The organism is Plantactinospora sp. WMMC1484, from assembly GCF_049315195.1.
Taxonomy (GTDB): domain Bacteria; phylum Actinomycetota; class Actinomycetes; order Mycobacteriales; family Micromonosporaceae; genus Plantactinospora.
Map to the genome: position 1 here is coordinate 5,568,359 of NZ_CP186055.1, position 17,129 is coordinate 5,585,487.

Annotated in this window: 13 protein-coding genes and 1 pseudogene; 6 read left to right on the plus strand and 8 right to left on the minus strand. The window is 71.3% G+C overall.

Annotation, left to right across the window (positions count from 1 at the left end; all coding sequences use genetic code 11):
* Positions 1 to 102: 102 nt before the first annotated feature.
* On the minus strand, positions 103 to 819 hold the full coding sequence (locus tag ACN28C_RS24270) for a DJ-1/PfpI family protein (protein WP_422769828.1): 717 nt from the start codon (positions 817 to 819) through the stop codon (positions 103 to 105).
* A gap of 205 nt (positions 820 to 1,024) precedes the next feature.
* Between ACN28C_RS24270 and ACN28C_RS24275 the strand changes: the two genes are divergently transcribed.
* Positions 1,025 to 2,155, plus strand: coding sequence for a hypothetical protein (locus ACN28C_RS24275; protein WP_422769829.1), 1,131 nt, complete (start codon positions 1,025 to 1,027; stop codon positions 2,153 to 2,155).
* A gap of 83 nt (positions 2,156 to 2,238) precedes the next feature.
* On the opposite strand, the gene ACN28C_RS24280 is transcribed toward ACN28C_RS24275, so the two are convergent.
* The 4 genes from ACN28C_RS24280 to ACN28C_RS24295 form a co-directional block, all read right to left on the minus strand.
* The gene (locus ACN28C_RS24280) at positions 2,239 to 4,350 is read right to left on the minus strand and encodes a cellulase family glycosylhydrolase (RefSeq protein WP_422769830.1); all 2,112 of its coding nucleotides are present in this window, start codon (positions 4,348 to 4,350) and stop codon (positions 2,239 to 2,241) included.
* A 169-nt stretch (positions 4,351 to 4,519) separates the two neighbouring features.
* A complete protein-coding gene (locus ACN28C_RS24285) occupies positions 4,520 to 5,833 on the minus strand; it encodes a hypothetical protein (RefSeq protein WP_422769831.1) in 1,314 nt (437 codons plus the stop codon).
* A gap of 6 nt (positions 5,834 to 5,839) precedes the next feature.
* Positions 5,840 to 6,214: a hypothetical protein gene (locus ACN28C_RS24290; RefSeq protein ID WP_422769832.1), complete on the minus strand. Its 375-nt coding sequence runs from the start codon at positions 6,212 to 6,214 to the stop codon at positions 5,840 to 5,842.
* 20 nt (positions 6,215 to 6,234) lie between these two features.
* Entirely contained in the window at positions 6,235 to 6,990 is a 756-nt protein-coding gene (locus ACN28C_RS24295; RefSeq protein WP_422769833.1) for a copper resistance CopC family protein, read from the minus strand.
* A gap of 204 nt (positions 6,991 to 7,194) precedes the next feature.
* Between ACN28C_RS24295 and ACN28C_RS24300 the strand changes: the two genes are divergently transcribed.
* Positions 7,195 to 8,373 (plus strand): DUF6879 family protein, encoded by a 1,179-nt coding sequence (locus ACN28C_RS24300; protein ID WP_422769834.1) that lies wholly within the window; start codon positions 7,195 to 7,197, stop codon positions 8,371 to 8,373.
* Here ACN28C_RS24300 and ACN28C_RS24305 read toward each other — a convergent pair.
* Positions 8,269 to 9,273 (minus strand): hypothetical protein, encoded by a 1,005-nt coding sequence (locus tag ACN28C_RS24305; protein WP_422769835.1) that lies wholly within the window; start codon positions 9,271 to 9,273, stop codon positions 8,269 to 8,271. The genes ACN28C_RS24300 and ACN28C_RS24305 overlap by 105 nt on opposite strands.
* Before the next feature lie 226 nt (positions 9,274 to 9,499).
* On the opposite strand from ACN28C_RS24305, the gene ACN28C_RS24310 reads away from it, so the two are divergent.
* The 3 genes and pseudogenes from ACN28C_RS24310 to ACN28C_RS24320 all read left to right on the plus strand — a co-directional run.
* Positions 9,500 to 10,162, plus strand: a complete 663-nt coding sequence (locus ACN28C_RS24310) for a M23 family metallopeptidase (protein WP_422774794.1) — start codon at positions 9,500 to 9,502, stop codon at positions 10,160 to 10,162.
* Positions 10,163 to 10,276: 114 nt separating this feature from the next.
* Positions 10,277 to 11,992 carry a hypothetical protein gene (locus ACN28C_RS24315; protein WP_422769836.1) on the plus strand — a complete coding sequence of 572 codons (1,716 nt, stop codon included), beginning with the start codon at positions 10,277 to 10,279 and terminating at the stop codon, positions 11,990 to 11,992.
* 81 nt (positions 11,993 to 12,073) lie between these two features.
* A pseudogene (locus ACN28C_RS24320) lies at positions 12,074 to 12,187 on the plus strand (hypothetical protein); the annotation flags it as partial.
* Between the two features lie 223 nt (positions 12,188 to 12,410).
* Here the strand turns inward: ACN28C_RS24320 and ACN28C_RS24325 are convergent.
* Positions 12,411 to 13,352 (minus strand): aldo/keto reductase, encoded by a 942-nt coding sequence (locus ACN28C_RS24325; protein WP_422769837.1) that lies wholly within the window; start codon positions 13,350 to 13,352, stop codon positions 12,411 to 12,413.
* A 47-nt stretch (positions 13,353 to 13,399) separates the two neighbouring features.
* Between ACN28C_RS24325 and ACN28C_RS24330 the strand changes: the two genes are divergently transcribed.
* Positions 13,400 to 14,860, plus strand: coding sequence for a PLP-dependent aminotransferase family protein (locus tag ACN28C_RS24330; protein WP_422769838.1), 1,461 nt, complete (start codon positions 13,400 to 13,402; stop codon positions 14,858 to 14,860).
* Between the two features lie 14 nt (positions 14,861 to 14,874).
* On the opposite strand, the gene ACN28C_RS24335 is transcribed toward ACN28C_RS24330, so the two are convergent.
* Positions 14,875 to 17,040 (minus strand): glycogen debranching N-terminal domain-containing protein, encoded by a 2,166-nt coding sequence (locus tag ACN28C_RS24335; protein WP_422769839.1) that lies wholly within the window; start codon positions 17,038 to 17,040, stop codon positions 14,875 to 14,877.
* Between the last annotated feature and the right edge of the window lie 89 nt (positions 17,041 to 17,129).

Here is a 17,129-nt window from a genome sequence, read left to right on the forward strand (position 1 = left end):
CCAGCACCAAACCGCTGGAGTGCTGGTCCGGCCTGCTCCGGACCGCCGGTGTGCGCTCTCGACCAACCGGGACTCCCGCCACCTTCGTGGCTCGGGCGGAGGTCAGCGGTGCCACACCGTGCCGCGCCGCTGGTACTCCAGGACCTTCTCGATGCGGACCGCGAGATCGGCACCGAGGAAGCGTTCGACCAGCCAGAGGCCGAGATCCAGCCCGGAGGTGATCCCACCGGCGGTGACCAGGTCACCGTCGTCGACCACCCGGGCCTCGGTGATGAGGCCGCCCCGGGCGCGCAGGTCCTCGACGGCACCGTGGTGGGTGATGCACGGCCGGCCGGCGGTCAGCCCGGCCGCGGAGAGCAGCATGGTTCCGGTGCAGACGGCGGCGAGGGTCAGCCCGCGCCGCCGGGCGGCGGCGATCGCGGCGGGGATGACACCCCGCTGGATCTCGTACGCCACCCCCGGCGCGTCCACACGCCGGTAGCCGCCCCCCGGCACCAGCAACACGTCCGCCCCGCGCGGCGCCCACCGCCCCACCGGCCCCATCTCGGTGCCGTGGAAGCCGGTGATCGGCAGGTCACCGTCGACGGTGACCATGCTGGTGGTGATCGCCCCACCCATGCCCTTCGCCAGGCCCAGGACCTCGATCGGGCCGATGGCGTCCATCTCCTCGACACCGTCGTACATCAGGACCTGGACCCGCAGCGGCCGGTCGGTGGTGACGGCCGGCGACGCGGAGGCGCCCGCCGACGACAGTACGGCAGCTCCACTCGCGGCCGCCCCGGCAACGACCGTGGCGCGGAGGACGTCTCGACGGTCCATCAGCTGCTCCTCGACCTCAGGTGGTGGCTACGACGCATCGACGGCTACGTTGCGCCGACGGCTACGTTGCGTCGTTCGCAGAGATAGTCGTCTACCGATGCGGAAAAGTTCCGGCCCGGAGCGCCGGTCCGGGATTCACGGATGCCGGCGACCGGACGGGCGTTTCGGCGGTGCGTGACAGGCCGTCGGCTGCGACAATTCGGCAATGGGCGACGCCTTCCAGAACATCGGTGGCACCTCCTCGAGCGCGGACTTCCTGGAATGGAATTTCACGATCCAGGCCAACGGCACGCCGTGGTCGATAGAAGAGGCAATGACCCAGCTGCTCGCGTACGAGAACGCGGAGGGGTTCACCCTGCCGCTGGCCACCGCGATACAGCGCGACGGCGAGGTCATCCACGAGCTGGGCCGGCGCCGGAAGCCGACCGCCGTGGCGGCCCTGCGCGCCTTCGCCGCGATGAGTACGGTCGACACCCAACGCGAACTCGCCCGCACCTACGCCGACAAACTCGTCGCCGAGGGGCTACCGGAGCCGCCCTGGGTGGATCAGATCGGCCAGGTGCGCGTCGACGGCTGCTGGTGGGCACACGACCCGTTCGGCGAGACCGCGATCGTGCTCTGCGCCTTCTCCTACGACGGCGACGACGAGCACGGCATCCTCGCCATGATCGATCGCACCCTCGGCGGTGGACTCTTCCGAGAGCTGACCCTCGGCACGCACCCGGCCGAGTGGCTGGAGACCGTGCTCAACCCCGGCAGTGAGGGTTTCGTCGGCGAGCCGCTCGATCCGGCCTACGCCCGCCGGCTCTTCGAGGATGCCGTCGCCACCTCGGACGAGTTGATCGAGAATCGGGAGTACCAGCCCCGGCCGGTGCCGAGGGCGTACCGGAAGATGCGGGCCCTGACCCTGGCCCGGGCCCGCGCCCTGGCCGACGTCCCGGCGCCGGCGGAGTCCTTTCCCGGCACGGTGGAGCTGGAACTGCTGAAGCGGAGCTTCCTCGCCTCCGGTGCCGCGTCCGCGCTTCCCGGCGGCGACGCGACGGACCGGGCGCTCGATCTGCTGGTCATGCAATTCGTCGAGCAGGCCGCCTGCCATCCGCTCCAGCTCGGCCCGCGCCGCGTTCAGGCCATCCTCGGCCTGCCGGCGCTGGCCACCGACGCCGCCGCCGATCCCGAGGTGGCCCGGCTGCTGCCAGAGGTCGCCAGCGCGTGGATCTCCTGGACCGCCACCGAGCGCGGCCTGCCCGCCGACGCCGTCGAGCGTCTCGGGCGGATCACGGAGCAGTCCTGCGCCGACCTGCGGGCCGGCATCGCGGGTAGCGCCGGAGGGGCCTGACCCGCCGCGAGGTCGTCGCGACGGGCCGGTGCCGCCCGCCGGCACCGTGGTCCGGTCCGGCCACGGCACCGGCGTCCCGGATCTCAGGCCGTCGTGCCGGTGACGTTGCTACCCGACCTGGTGACGTGGTAGGTGACGGTCGTGCCGCTCCAGAAGTGGAAGGTGAGGGTGACCCGCTGCCCGTCGTTCACCTCGGCAAAGAACTCCGGCTTGAGGGTGATGGAGTTTCCGCTGTAGTCCGGGGCGAACGCGACGTCGAACTCCTTGAACGATGTCCAGTTGTGCGGTCCGGCGTTGCTGCCGTCGGCGTACTTCGCCTCCATCGTGGCGAGTTGGTCGCCCCGGAACTGCGTCGGTATGCCGAACGAGCCCGTCTGCCCGGTCGCGTTCGACAGCACCGGCGGGTCGTAGCTGATGATGCTGATCCGCCACGGCACACCCTGGGAGAACCGGGCCTGGATATTGGCGTTGACCCCGTACGCCCGGGAGCCGACCAGCCGGGTCACGGCGGCGGCGGTGAGCGTCAGGGTGGTGCCGGAGACCGTGTAGTCGGTGCCCCTGGCGAGGTCGGTGCTGCCCTGGCGCAGTCCGCTGAAGGTGGTGCCGTTCAGGTTGAGCGTCAGGCTCTTGCTGGTGATCGCGCCGGTCCGGGGCACGTAGACCTGGTCGCTCGACGCGGTGCCGGAGCGGGTGGTCCAGCTCGACCTGATCTGGGCGAAGAGCTCCGGATCGCTCCACTGGAACGACGTGCGGCCGAAGTGCTGCCCGTTGTCCCAGAGCTGGGTGGTGATCCGCCGCTGCCGGGCGTAGTAGCCGAGGTACTCGAAGAACTTCAGCTTCTCGCCCTGCTGGATCGTGCCGGTGTGCCGGTCGAAGCCGAGCAGCCCGTACTCGCCGATGATGACCGGGATGTTGCGCGCGACGAAGGCGTTGTGCACGCGGTCGAACGAATCGACCAGGTCTTGCTGGACGGTGGCGTCGAAGCGGGTGCCGCCGGCGACGTTCGCGCTGAAGGGCCAGTACCCGTAAAAGTGGACGGTCGCGATCAGGTTGGGGTCGTTCAGGGCGTTGAAGGTGCTCACCAGCTCGTCGACCCGGGCCTGGTCGGCCGAGGTGTGCAGGGTCGGGAGTACGAGCAGTCGGGTGGCGTTGCCGCCGCCGGAGCCGCGCACGATCCGGTGGAACGACGTGTTGAGCTCGTGCAGCAGCTCCGCGTTCTGGGCGTCGCCGGAGCTGCCGGTGAACTGCGGCTCGTTGACGCTCTCGAAGGTCAGCCGGGGCGAGGCGTCGCGGAAGGCGGTGGCGAGCTGCGTCCAGAGCGCGTTGTAGCGGTTGAGCACGCCTCCCCGGTCGGTCGGCATGGTGTTGATCCACTGCCACGAGTCGTGATGCAGGTTGATCATCACGTAGAAGCCGTCGTCGAGTGCCCAGTTGACGACCTCGCGGATCCGGTTGAGCCAGGCGGCGTCGATGGTGTAGTTCGGCGCCGCGCCGTGGTGGTTGCTCCAGGTGACCGGGATCCGGATACTGTTGAAGCCCTGTGCCCGGACGTTGTTCAGCAGCGCCTCGGTCACCCGGGGGTTGCCCCAGGCCGTCTCGTCGGCGCCGACCGCGTCGAACGAGTTGCCCAGGTTCCAGCCCGGCTGCATCGCGGCCACTGCGGCCATCGCGTTGCCGGCCGGGGGCGGCGTGGCCGGCGGCCGGGTGGTCGGCGGCGGGGTCGTCGGCGGCCGGGTGGTCGGCGGGCCGCTCGTCGGCCCGCCGACGCTGCCGGTGCAGGTGACGCCGTTGAGCGCGAACGAGGTGGGTGCGGTGTTGGCGCCGGTCCAGGAGCCGTTGAAGCCGAACGACACGGTCGCGTTGGTGCCGACCGCGCCGTTGTAGCTGACGTTCGTCGCGGTCACCTGGCTACCCGAGGAGGTGACCTCGGCGTTCCACGCCTGGGTCACCCGCTGTCCGGAGGGGAAGGTCCAGGCCAGGCTCCAGCCGCTGATCGGGTCGCCGAGGTTGGTGACCTGCACGTTGGCGGTGAAACCGCCCGACCACTGCGCCGATGTCGCGTACGCCACCCGGCAGCCGGCGGCGGCCTGTGCGCTCACCGCCACGGCCACCCCGCTGACCAGGAGCGCGGCCGCGGCGCCCGTCACCAGGCCGACCCGCCACCGAACCCTACGCAACGCGCTCTGCACACTCACCACGGCTCTCCTCGGCTGGTTCTCGGCTACATCTCGGCCGCCCGGACGGCGGGCGGGGTGCGGCGGGCAGGCGCGGGCGTGCGCACACCGTACCGGGAAACCGACACTAAGTTTGGCTTCACAACTTTGTCAATCGGCGCATGGCTATGTGTGCGATGCGGACGGCCGGCTACGCGGCGAAGAGCAGCAGCAGCCCGGCGCCGGTGTAGGCAAGCATCAACACCAGCAGCGGGAGCTGGCCGACGATCACACTCCGGCGGTCGAAGAGCCGCAGCGCCCGGTCGTGGGCGAGCAGCGTGCCGACGATGTGACCGATCACGATCACCGTCACCTGGAGCAGCGCCGTCCCGGCCGGCGAGGTCCCGAGCGCGCGGACCTGCCAGGAGCCGGTGCCGAGCCAGTCCGCTCCGATCCCGAGCGGATCGGCGAGCAGCGCCAGCGTGCGCTGCCCCTCCAGCACGAAGAGCGTGAGGTAGTGCGCGACCAGATAGCCGACTGCTACCGGGACCACCGTGTGGGCCAGCTCGCCGGCACACTCGCCCGGTGGCCGGCCGCCGAGTCGGGCGGCCAGGCCGGTCGCGCCCAGGTAGGCGGCGAGCACCACACCGATCACCAGCACCAGCCCGGCCGTGCCGAGCAGCGACGCCGGGGCCCGGCCGGCCTGGAGCAGCCGCACCCAGACCGGGGCGTTGGAGAGGCTGTCGTACATGGTGGAGCCGAGCAGCACCACCACGAACGCCACCAGCCCCGGGGCCGGTCGCAGCCCGGCGATTCCGTCGAAGGGGTGGCGCCAGACCAGCAGGCCGTCGCGACGCCGCGCCACCACCGCCAGCCGGCCTGCGACCGCGCTGTAGACCTCGAACGCGTCCGCGTGGTCGAACCACCGGGACCCGTGGACGGCCGCGCCGACAAGCATGACGGCGGCGTACGCCGCCAGCCAGCCGCCGATGACCGGCAGGCTCACCCGGTGTGGCGCCACCAGTTCGAGCCAGACGAATGCGAGGAGCCCGCCCGCCGCCGGCCAGTAGCCGAGCCCGGCCGGCAGGTCGCGCACCCCGTGCCGTGGATCCCGACGCAGCGCCAGGCAGCCCAACAGGTGCAGGGTACGCAGCGGGTTGAGACCCCGCCAGACCGGGCCGAGCAGCAGCGACAGCGCCAGCAGGCCGACCCAGAACAGCACGTAGACCACCCCGGCGGTGGGATTCTCGGCCGTGTCCGGACCGGCGAAGCCGAGCCCGAAGTAGGCGGTCGCGGCGAGGCCGACCAGCCGCCACGTCCAGGGCCACGCTCGCGCGGTCACCAGCCGCTGGACCGGCGCCGGCAGCACCCGGGTGTCGCGGAGATCCGTGCCGAGCCGTGGCTCGCGCCAGAGCGCCCCCAGCGCCACGAACGACACCGCGAGGGCGGCCAGGGCGCCGGCCAGCGCCAGACCCAGTGGGATGGGCAGGTCCTGGCGCCCGCCGACGCCGTGCGCGAGCCACAACGCCGGCTACCGGACGACCAGTTGGAACAGTTGCAGGTCCTGGCCGTGCGTCTCGACCTCGAAGAGCCCGTCGCGGTCGGCGACAAAGTCGATCGTGCCCGCGACCCCGGGCCGCAGGGTCACCGCCAGGTCGTATCCGTGCACGTGCACCATGTCGGCGACGTCACTGGTGGTGGAGATCCGGACGTTCTGGCCACGGGAGACCTCGATCCGGGCGGGCGCCGGGGAGACGGTGCCGCCCGCGATCGAGACGATGATCTCCCGGGTGCCGCTGGCGGCCGGCGCACCGTTCCCGCACGCCGTCGGTCCGATGAGGATCAGGGCGAGCAGCGCGACGACGGCGTACGCCGACCGGCGCCGCCCGGGACAGGGCAGCATCATGGTGGGGTCTCCGGGGATTCTCAGCGTTGCTTGCGGCGATTGGCGGGGGCCGGGCGGCGGGCGGACTTCGCGACCGGGGCCGGTCGGCGGGCGACGCGGAGAATCAGCACGGCCGCCCCGACGATCAGCAGCAGCGGCACCAGCCACACCGACGTGTCGATTCCCTCGTCCGGCGGCGCCGCGGCGCTCCCGGTGGTCGCCGCCCCCGATGCCGGAGCCGACGGCTCGACGGCGGGCCGCTCCTGCCCGGCAGCGGCGAGCAGTTCCGGGCTGGGCGGGTCGGTGGGGGCCTGCCAGCCGGCCGGAGCGGGTGTGGTGACGCCGGTGTAGGTGAACCGGACCTGGCCGCGAACCTCCTCACCGTCGGAGGCGACGGTCTGGTAGCGCACCACGTACCCTCCCTGGTCCGGCCAGTACGCCACCGGAACCTTCACCGAGTAACCGACGTGGTAGAGCCGGGGTTCCCAGACGCCGTCCACCCGGTGGTACTCGCGCACCGGCTCCTCGAGGCGCAACGAACCAGCGGTCGACCAGCGCCGGTCGACCCGCGCCCCGTTCGGCGCCGTCACGGTGAAGTAGGCGAACGGCACGGGCTGCTCGGTGAAGGCCAGCGAGACCGCGTCGACGGGTTCGGCCAGCGTGCCGCCGTCGGCCGGCGTGGCAACGGCGAGCTGTCCGTGCGCGTACGCCGGCTGCGGGGCGAGGAGACCGGGAAGAGCGGCGACGAGAGTCAGGACGGCGGCGGTGAGCAGGCGCGGAGCGGTGCGTCGGACCATCGCGTACCTCGGCTCTCGTGGAGGCTTTCCGCGAGGCTAGCCGCTTCTGCTCAATCTGAACAGACTTTCGAATGTTTCAACGAAACTTTGTAGTCACGTGCAGGCTACTCGGCGCCATCAACGACAAAGTAGAGCTTTCCCGACGGCGGCCGGGAGCCCTCCACCGATCACGAAGCCGACGTAGCGCCCCGACCGCATCTCCACGTGGCGCTCCTCAGATTTCTACGGTCGACACCGAACCCTAGGCGGAACCAGCCCGGCGATCTTGGACGGAATTGCTCCACGGTCGACGACGCCGGCGATGTGGCGGTCATCGATACTGTCGGTGCAGGGGAGGGAGACCGGATGACTCGCGGCACCACGCTTCTGCGGAAGATCGGCTGGACCCTGCTCACCGGCTTCGTCGGTTTCGCCGGCTCGGCACTACTCGATGACATCCTCGGGGTTACGCTCGCGGATCAGCTGATCATCACCATCGTCATCGGCGGCGTCACGCTGCTTGCGCAGTACCTGGTCGACATGGAACGTCGCTTTGCCGAGTCTGAGCGGCTCCAGGGCGAGACGACCGAAGCCCTGCGCGACATGATCCAGAGCGGCTTCGAAAGTGTCGATGAGGCGACCGAGCTGATGGCCGAGCTGGAGAAGTCGACCGTCCGCAGCGAACTGCTCAAGCAGGTGATTCGCCGCTCCGCACACCTCACCCAGGCGGCCCCGCCACTGGTGCAGTCCCTGGCGGCGAGCGAGACCCAGCGGCTCGCCGACAACCTGCAGTCGCTCTCCGACGGTCACGAAGTCTTCTACGACGGCGAGGACCGCGAGTTTCTGCTCGCCCTGACCCGCAGCACGCGGGCGTCCCTGCTCGCCACCAGCTGGGCGACGATCCAGACGGACGGCGTCGGCTTCGAGGCCGGTTTCTGGCTCAGCGACCTCGGCGCCCGATATCTCGACCTGCAACGCATGGCGCTCCGCCGTGGCGTGGTCATCCGGCGGGTGTTCATCGTCGAGTCGGCGTCGATGACCCACCCGCAGCTCAGCCGCATTCTCGCACTGCAGAAGGGCGCCGGCGTCGAGGTGCGGCTGGTCGACGCCAGCGAGGCGCCCCAGGATGGCGGACTCTCCGACTTTGTGATCTTCGACGAGCAGCTCTGTTACGACACGACGCCGGTGTCGCGTCGTGAGGCGCACGGCGCGCCGTGGCGGCTCACAACCCGGCTGGTGCTCAACGAGGAGACCGTACGGCACAGGATCGAGCGCTTTCACGAGCTGTGGAGCGCCGCCCTACCCCTGGGTCAGCCCCGCGTCCGCGAGGACGGCCCGGCCGTGGTCCCCGGTGCGAAGTCCCTCGGACCGCCGGAGGTCGGCGGCCACGTGGACCACGCGTAGCCAGCGGTCGCTGCCGTCGTAACGGGCGGTGAACGGCCGCCGCCCGTGCACGCTGCGCAGATTGTCTATGATCATGATTTCTCCGGAAGCGAGCGACACGTCCTGAAGGCTGCCGTCGACTGCCTTGATGACCGCCCTCAGGGCGTCGCCGGCCGGCCCGTGCTCGGGTCCGCAGGTCATGAACGCCGGGTCGAGCCGCACGAACGGGTGCCTGGCGTCACCGCTGAGTACGGCGACCGCGGGCGCGGCGTTCGCGGTCTCGCTGGCCACGTTCGACGAATCCGGCTCGATGTGGAAGAGCGGCTGGAACAGCAGCGACCGGGTGGACTCGTCGAGCGGGACATCGGCGATGCGGGCGAAGCTGGTCGCCGTCCGATCGGGGTTGCGCAGGCAGAGCAGGCAGATCCAGTCCGGACGGAGCGGATGGTAGGCGTCCTCGTTGTGCCACATCAGCTCGACGGAGGAGCCGGAGCCGCGCTGCGTCGTCTCGTTGCCGGGAAGCGGACTCACGTCCCGGACAAGCCGTCCCTCGTCGACCCCGGCCTGCGAGACCGGGTAGCCGAGGAACGACGCGAAGAGCAACAGCATCGCGTCGGCCCGGGCGAGTTCCTCGTTGCGTACGGGCTGCGCCGTGACCGGAGGGCTGCTGCCGAGGTCGGCGTCGATGATGGGCAGCCCGCTGACGACGAGGCCGCTGTCCCCGGAGAGGCGGAGGTCTACCAGTGCCCGGCGGAGCGCCACCGGGAGGTCCTGACTCATCACGGCGATCTGGCGCAGCCGCGCGGCGGGCGGGTCGTCGCGGAGGTCGGTCACCACTCGGCTGGCCAGCGCGCGCACGGCAGCGCTGTCCGACGGCGTGAGCAGCAGCCGTCCGATCGGGCGCGCCCCGTTGCCAGACACAGTGCCCTCCGCTGATATGTCGTAGATCCGACTCGACGCAAAAGCCGACAAACCGATCCGACCAGTTTATCTCGCAAAGGATACGCGCACCGGCGTAACAGGATTTCCCGGGACGCCGGTGCGCGATTCAGCCGCCGGAACCGTACGTCGCCCAGACCACCACCTGACGCCGGGCCCTCCCGCCTCTGCCGACACCCGGCAGACAGCTGGTTTGCCGCCGTCTGCCATGCTCGGGATGGTGACGACCGGCCATCCGCACAGCAGCCGCATCCGCCACCGTTCCCGGCGCCGCCGGCCCTTCCTGGTCGTGCTCGTGGCCACCACGTCGGCCATCCTCGTCGCCGTGGCGGTGGTCGTCGCCCTGGCGCTGCGGCCCCCTGGCCCGCGCCCGCTCTTCCAACTGCCGGTGGCCTGCGGCGAGACGTGGCAGCTCGGCACCTATCCCGGTCACGACGACTACGACGTCGACCTGTTCCCGACCGAGGGCGAGGCGTGGGGGCGGCCGGTGTTGGCCTCCTACGCCGGCCGGGTCACGGTGGCGGGGATCAACGGGTCGCTGGGCGGGCGTACCCCGGAGAATCCGGACGGTCCGCGCGGGCGCGGCGGCGGTTACTGGGTGAAGATCGACCATGGCGGCCGGTGGGAGACGCAGTACCTGCACCTGCTGGAGGAGCCGCTGGTGCGGGTCGGTCAGCGGGTCGCCCGGGGCGAACAGATCGGGCGGGTCGGCAGCACCGGCAACTCCGGCGCGCCGCACCTGCACTACGAGCAGCGCCGGGGTTGGCAGAAGGTCGAGACCTACTTCGACGGCGCGCCGTCCGGCATCACCCACGACGACGCCGAATACACCGTGACCCGGACGAGTCAGAACTGCCCGTCCGGGTCGTAGTCGACATCCCTCCCCACCGGCAGCGGGCATCTTTATGTTTATCGATGGCCTCGGCATATGCTCACGGTGCCTGCCCGCCAGCCCGACGACCGGTCCGACGCGCGGAGGAGCGACATGTCACGACGATCGCCATGGGCGCGCCGGTCATCCGGCGCCGTCGTGCTGGCGCTCGCGCTGGCGGTGCAGCCCGCACCGGCCACCGCCGCACCCGAGTCCCGCACCGTGCCGCTCGACCCGGCCGCCGGGCAGAACACCGGCCGGGCGCGGCCGGCGGACTTCACGGTCTACGGGTTCAGCCAGTCCGACGTGGACCAGGAGGATCCGCAGGTCTACGAGGTGGTCCCGGACGTGACCATCCGGGCCATCGGCAAGTGGTCCACCAACGGTGACGAGGCGGCCGACTACAACTTCGCCCAGATCCGGCGCTATCACGCCAGGGGTATCACGTTCATGGGCAGCGGAACGGCAAGCGTCATCTTTCCGCACGACTTCGCCAGCACCGAGATCTTCGACGACATGTCGACACGCGACGCCGACAACAACCCGGTGCCGCACGACGAGTTCGGGTTCCCCGTTCCGGCACGCCGGGGCAACATCTTCAACCCGGCGTACCGGACGTACCTGCTCGACTGGGCCAGGATCCAGATCGACGGCGGCGTGGACGGAATCAACCTCGACGAGGTGAACGCCGGGTTCGGCGGCGGGCAGAAATACGGCTTCAACGGCAACGAGGGCTTCGACGACTACGCCCTTTCCGACTTCAACCACTACCTCCTGGCGAAGTATCCCGGCTTCACCGCCGCCGACTGGACGTCCCGGTTCGGCATGACCGCCGACAACCTTGTCCGGTCCGACGTCCCCGCCGACGACCTGAGCCGCAACTTCAACTACCGGCGATACCTGCGGGCCAATGGCTGGAACCTCGACCCGCTCACCCCGGCCAACCCGCTGGCCGGCGAGTGGGGGCGGGTGACCGCCAACCGGATGTACGCCGACGACCACTCCTTCACCGTCAGCTACCTGCGGCGGTACTGGAAGGAGATGGTGGACGAGCTGCGGGCGTACGCCCGGCGGACCACGGGCCGGCACCTGCTGATCAGCTCCAACGGGCTGCTGCCGTACGTGGACTTCAACAGCGTGGGGATGTACCCGTGGAACCCCGACGAGCAGACGCCGGACTACCGGGGCGCCGACTACGTGCCGGTGGTCGACGGCCACCTCGACGGCGCCAGGTCGTTGCAGGCCAACTACCGGTACCTCAAGGAGCAGAGCCGGGCGATCGCCGGTGACGTGCCGGTGGCGGTCTTCATCGACTGGCCGAGCGACATGATGACCGACTACCTGAACCTGCCGCTGGCCGAGCAGAAGGACTACTGGCAGATCTTCGGTGCCGAAGCGTACGCCAACGGCATCTTCCCGGCCTTCCACCTCAAGGACACGGTCGGCAGCCCGACCGCCGAGGAGCTGGGGTTGCTCGACTTCTTCCGGGCCTACACCGGGTTCTACAAGCAGCACCGGCGGCTCTACCGCGACAACGACCTCGGGTCACAGTCCGTACGGGTTGGTACGGGCAGCGTGTCGGCGAGCCTGCTGGTGCAGCGTGGCAGCGGCGCGCGGACACTGCACCTGGTCAACCACAACTACGACCGGGGGATCATTCCCCAGACCGGCGTCACGGTCGGCATCGACCTGCCCTCCTGCCCCCGGCGGATCGCGATGGTCTCCCCCGACTTCCCGGGCACGCGGACGCCGCCCTCCTCCTGCCGGCACGGCCGGCTGTCGGTGACCGTCGACCGGCTCGACTACTACACCGTGCTGGTGCTCGGCTGAGCCTGCCCCGGCCGGCACGGGCGCCACGTTGCCTCGGGCTCCTCCGCCCTGGTGCTCCGCCCGGAGAACGCCGTCGAGGTGGTGGAGGCCCTGGCGTACGCGGGCGGCCAGCACGTGACGACCTCCGTACGCAGCGAGGGCACGAACATCAGCGACCGCTCCGCCAACGACGGCGGCATCGTGCTCGACCTGTCGAGGATGAACCGGGTCGAGGTGCTCGACCAGGCGCCCCGGCGGATCCGGCTGGAGCCGGGGCCCGCCGACGGCCCAGGCGCCGGGACGCGGCGCCCGTCGCCTGCCATGCGGAGTGCAAGGAAGGGCCCCCGCATATCGTTTTCTGTTGTACAGGGGGCCCTTCCTTGCAACGCTCCTGCCGCGCGGGGCGGTGCGGCGGCCCTCGGTCACGACATCGGGCCGGTCATGCCGCCGCGTCGAGCCGCTCGCGCTGCTCGGCGCCGAGCACCAGCGCCACCCCGGCCATCGCCTGCCCCAGTTGCTCGATTGTGCTCACCCCGACGATCGGGATGGCGGCGGGATGCCCGCCGGTCAGCCAGGCGAGGACCACGTGGTTGCGCGTCGTGCCGGTCTCCGCGGCGATCTCGTCCAGGACCGCGAGCCGCCGCTGTGTGCCGGGGTGGTCGTACTCCGCCGGCAGGGGCCTGTCCGACCGGGTGTACCGGCCGGCCAGCAGTGGTGTGTAGGCCCAGAGCGTCATCTCGGGATGGCACTCCAGGTAGTCGACAACCTCGTCGCTGACCGCGCCGAACCGGTGCACGACACTCGGCCGGGTGCCGGGGCGGGGTTGCAGGTAGGTGAGGTGTTGCTGCACCGCCGTGAACCCGGTCCGCCCGGCCGCGTGGGCGAGCTGCCGGGCGCGCTCGACCTGCCAGACGGCGAAGTTCGAGCAGCCGAGTGCCCCCACCAGACCCGCCGAGACGAGTTCGTCGAAGGCGCCGACGGTCTCCTCCAGCGGCGTACGGCGGTCCTCCTTGTGCGCCCAGTAGAGCTCGACGTGGTCGGTGCCCAGCCGGCGGAGGCTCCCCTCGATCCCGCTCTTTATCACCGCTGCCGACAGCCCCTCCGCACTCTCCGGGAACCGGCCGGCCACGGTCGGCTCGCAGCCCACCTTGGTGCTGATCCGGATCCGGTCGCGTACGCCCGGCCGCCGGGCCAGCCAACGTCCGAGCAGCGCCTCGCTCTGCCCGCCGAAGCCGCTGGGATGCTCCCAGAAGGCGTAGCAGTTGGCCGTGTCGATCCAGGTGCCGCCGGCGTCGACGAAGTGGTCCAGGATCTCGAAGGAGCGCCGTTCGTCCTGGACCGTGCCGAAGTTCATGGCGCCGAGCGCGATGTCGTAGGTCATGACTGCGACGTTACGGCGCGATCGGATGGGCGGTACGCTCCAATTCCGTGGCAGATTTCCAGACCAATTCGGCGTGGGCGACGCTGCTGGAGGTCGACCCCGGCGAGCCTGGCCAGGGTCCGCTGCACGACCGGCTCACCCGCGCGCTGCGCGCCGCGATCCGGGACGGCCGGCTCGCGACCGGCGCAGCCGTGCCGCCGAGCCGGGCGCTCGCCGAGGAGCTGGGCTGCTCCCGGTGGGTGGTGACCGAGGCGTATGCGCAACTGGTCGCCGAGGGCTACCTCGCCGCCCGGGTCGGCTCGGCCACCCGGGTCTCGTGGTCGCCGCGGAGCGCCGCGCCGCGCCGGCACGGCAGCGCGGCGCCGGCCCAACCCCCGGTCCGGTACGACCTCGCCCCCGGCCTGCCGGACCTGCGGGCCTTTCCCCGCCGCCGCTGGGCGGAGGCGGTGCACTCGGTCACCGGCTCGGCAGCCCGCTACGACCTCGGCCCGCCCGATCCGGCCGGCCACCCCGCGCTGCGCCGGACACTCGCCGACTATCTGCGCCGGTCCCGTGGGGCCGAGGCGCAGCCCGGGTCGGTGGCGGTCTGCGCCGGCATCACCGACGGACTGTTCCGGATCTGCCGGGCGCTGCGGGCCGAGGGGATCACCGACGTGGCGGTGGAGGACCCGGGGTGGGGACGGTTGCGGGAGGCCGTGATCGGCGCCGGCCTGCGGGTCCAACCGGTCCGGGTGGACGTCGACGGCGTACGCCCGGACGACCTGCGGCGCCGGGGCCCGGTCCGGGCGGTGGTGGTCGGTGCGGCGCACCAGTTCCCGACCGGGGCGATGCTCTCCCCGCGGCGGCGCGCGGAGCTGGTGCACTGGGCGCGGGCGGTCGACGGGTATGTCGTCGAGGACGACTACGACTCCGAGTTCCGCTACGACCGCCGGCCGATCGCGGCCGTGCAGGGCCTGGATCCGCGCCGGGTCTTCCTCGTCGGCTCGGTCAGCAAGACGCTCTCGCCCGCCCTGGGTCTGGGCTGGATGGTGACACCGGCCGTCCTGCTCCCGGTGCTGCGCTCGGCGAACGCGGTCGCGGCACCGCCGCCGGTGCTGGACCAGCTCGCCCTGGCCACCTTCATCGAGCGCGGCTGGTACGACACCCACCTGCGCGCCGCCCGCCGGCGCTTCCGGGCCCGGCGTGACCTGCTCGTCCGGGAGTTGGCTGCCCGGGTGCCGGAGGGCCGGGTGGCGGGCACCGCCGCCGGCCTACACGTCCTGCTGCACCTGCCGGCCGGCACCGCCACCGCCACGGTGGTGACCGCCGCGGCGGCGGCCGGACTCCGGCTGATGGAGCTGGACGCCTACCGGACGCGGCGGGAGGGTGCGCCCGCGCTCGTCCTCGGGTACGGCAACATCGCCGACGCCGAGATCCCGCCGGCGGTCGCGCTGCTGCGCGCCGCACTGGATGGGGCCCCGGCACCACCCCACCCCCACCCCCACCCCCACCCCCACCGCGGCGGGTAGGGCGGAGGTGCCGGTCAGGGCACCAGGCGCAGGTGTCCCTGCCGGCCGTTCACCTCGATGTCCCAGCGCTGGCCGAAACCCTGCACTCGGCTGAGCTGGATCCGGCCGAACCGCTCGGGAACGTCCGGGTCCAGTGTGAAGCGCCCCTCGCCGGCCTCCAGGCCGAACATCGTCCGCAGGAAGAGCAGCGGCGCCGCGCTGGCCCAGGCCTGCGGGTTGCAGGCGGTCGGGTACGGCACCGGCTTCCGGCCGAACGAGCGGTCGTACCCGGAGAACGCCTCCGGCAGCCGGTTGACCGAGTGGCGGGCCGCCTCCAGCATCGCCTCGATGATCCGGTTCGCCTCGGCCCGGAAGCCGTACCGGGCCAGTCCGTGCGCGACCAGCGAGTTGTCGTGCGGCCAGACGGTGCCCAGGTGGTAGCCGATCGGGTTGTAGCCACGGTCGCCGGTAGCGAGGGTGCGTACGCCCCAGCCGGAGAAGAGCTGGTCGGACATGAGCTGCCGGGCCACCGCACCGGCCCGCTCCGCCGGCACGATCCCGCTCCACAACAGATGCCCCATGTTGGAGGTGATCGAGTCGATGGGCCGCTTGTCGCCGTCCAGCCCGAGGGCGTAGTAGCCGCCCCGCTCCTCGATCCAGAAGTCCCGATCGAACCGCTCGGCGAGGGCGGCGGCCTCCGCACGCAGCCGCCGGGCCAGACCCGGGTCCGCGTACGGGCCGTCGGCCAGTTCGGCCAGCCGCAGCTTCGCGTCGTACGTGTAGCCCTGGATCTCGCAGGTCGCGATCGGCAGCACGGGGATCGTGCCGTCGGCGGACTGCACCCCGTTCCAGGAGTCCCGCCAGCACTGGTTGCCCAGCCCCTGGCTGGACCGGGTGGCGTACTCGACGTAGCCGTCGCCGTCGGAGTCGCCGTACTCGTCGATCCAGCGCAGCGCGGCGTAGGCGTTGTCCCGCACGTCGTGCAGGAGCTGGTCGTCACCGGTCCAGCGCCAGTACTCGGAGAGCAGCACCAGCCAGAGCTGCGTGGTGTCGGCGGCGCCGTAGTACGGCTGGTGCGGCTTGATGCCGAGCCGGGTCAACTCGCCGCCACGGTACTCGTGCAGCATCTTGCCCGGTTCCCGGTCGGTGAAGTCGTCCAGATCGGTCGCCTGGTGTGCGGCGAGGGCGAGCAGCGTGCCCCGGGCGAGTTCCGTACCGGCGATCAGCACCTGGTAGGCGGTGATCAGCGCGTCCCGCCCGAACAGCGTGAGAAACCAGGGCAGCCCGGCGGCGACGACGATGACCCGCTGCCCCGCGATCTCCTTCTCCACCCGCATCGAGACCAGGTCGTCGACGGCCTGGTGGTAGACGTCGCAGATCACGTCCGAGTCGGCGTGTATGTCGGGCCGGCTGGCCCGCCACCGGCTGGTCGCGTCGGTGCCACCGTCGGCCTGGAACACCTCGCCGAACTCCCGACGGGTCGGCACCACGTGGATGTTGCTGTAGCGCAGCGGCACGTGCAGCTCGACCATCCAGGTCTCCCCCCGGCCGACGACCAGCTCCCAGACCAGGTCGTCGCCGTCGATCCGGTTCGCCGCCGGTGTCGCCCGGACCTCGGCACCGGCCGTGAAGCTCCCGTTCCGGTAGGCGAAGCCGAGCCGAGAACCGTCGGGGGCGTGCTTCCGGGTGATCCGTCCGGAACGGTCCTGCAGCTTCTCCTTGATCTCGAAGAGGTCGGCGAAGTCGACGCCGACCGCCACCCGCAGCTCGATCGGGATCGGATCGTTGGCGAAGGACTGCACCTCGATCCGCTCGTAGAGGCCCTCGCCGACAAAACGCTGCCGGCGGATGCCGATCCGGTTGGCGGGCAGGTCGGGCTCTTCCGCGTTGGCCAGGAAGAAGGCCGCCGAGTAGGGGTCGACCACGCTGGAGCCGAGCAGCAGCGGCCGGGCGCCGTTGACGAAAAGTTCCCAGCGGCTCAGGAAGCGGGTGTCCTCGTGGACGAGCCCGCCGATCGAGCCGGGCGGCACGTCCCCGTTCGCGTCCGAGAGCATGAACGACAGCCCGTCGAGCACGCCGACCGCGTCCGGCCCGAGGTCGGGTGGCAGGTCCCGGTATGTCCCGTTCGGGGTCTGGGCGGCCGGCAGCGGCTCCGGGCTCGGGTCCGCCGGTGTGGGGCGCCGTCGGCCGATCGTGGTCACGCGCACCTCCGAGGAGGGAAAGCGGATTGCGTGCAATTATCCCGTAATGCTAGCTGTCGAAATCAAGATCAATCGCACGAACGCGCATG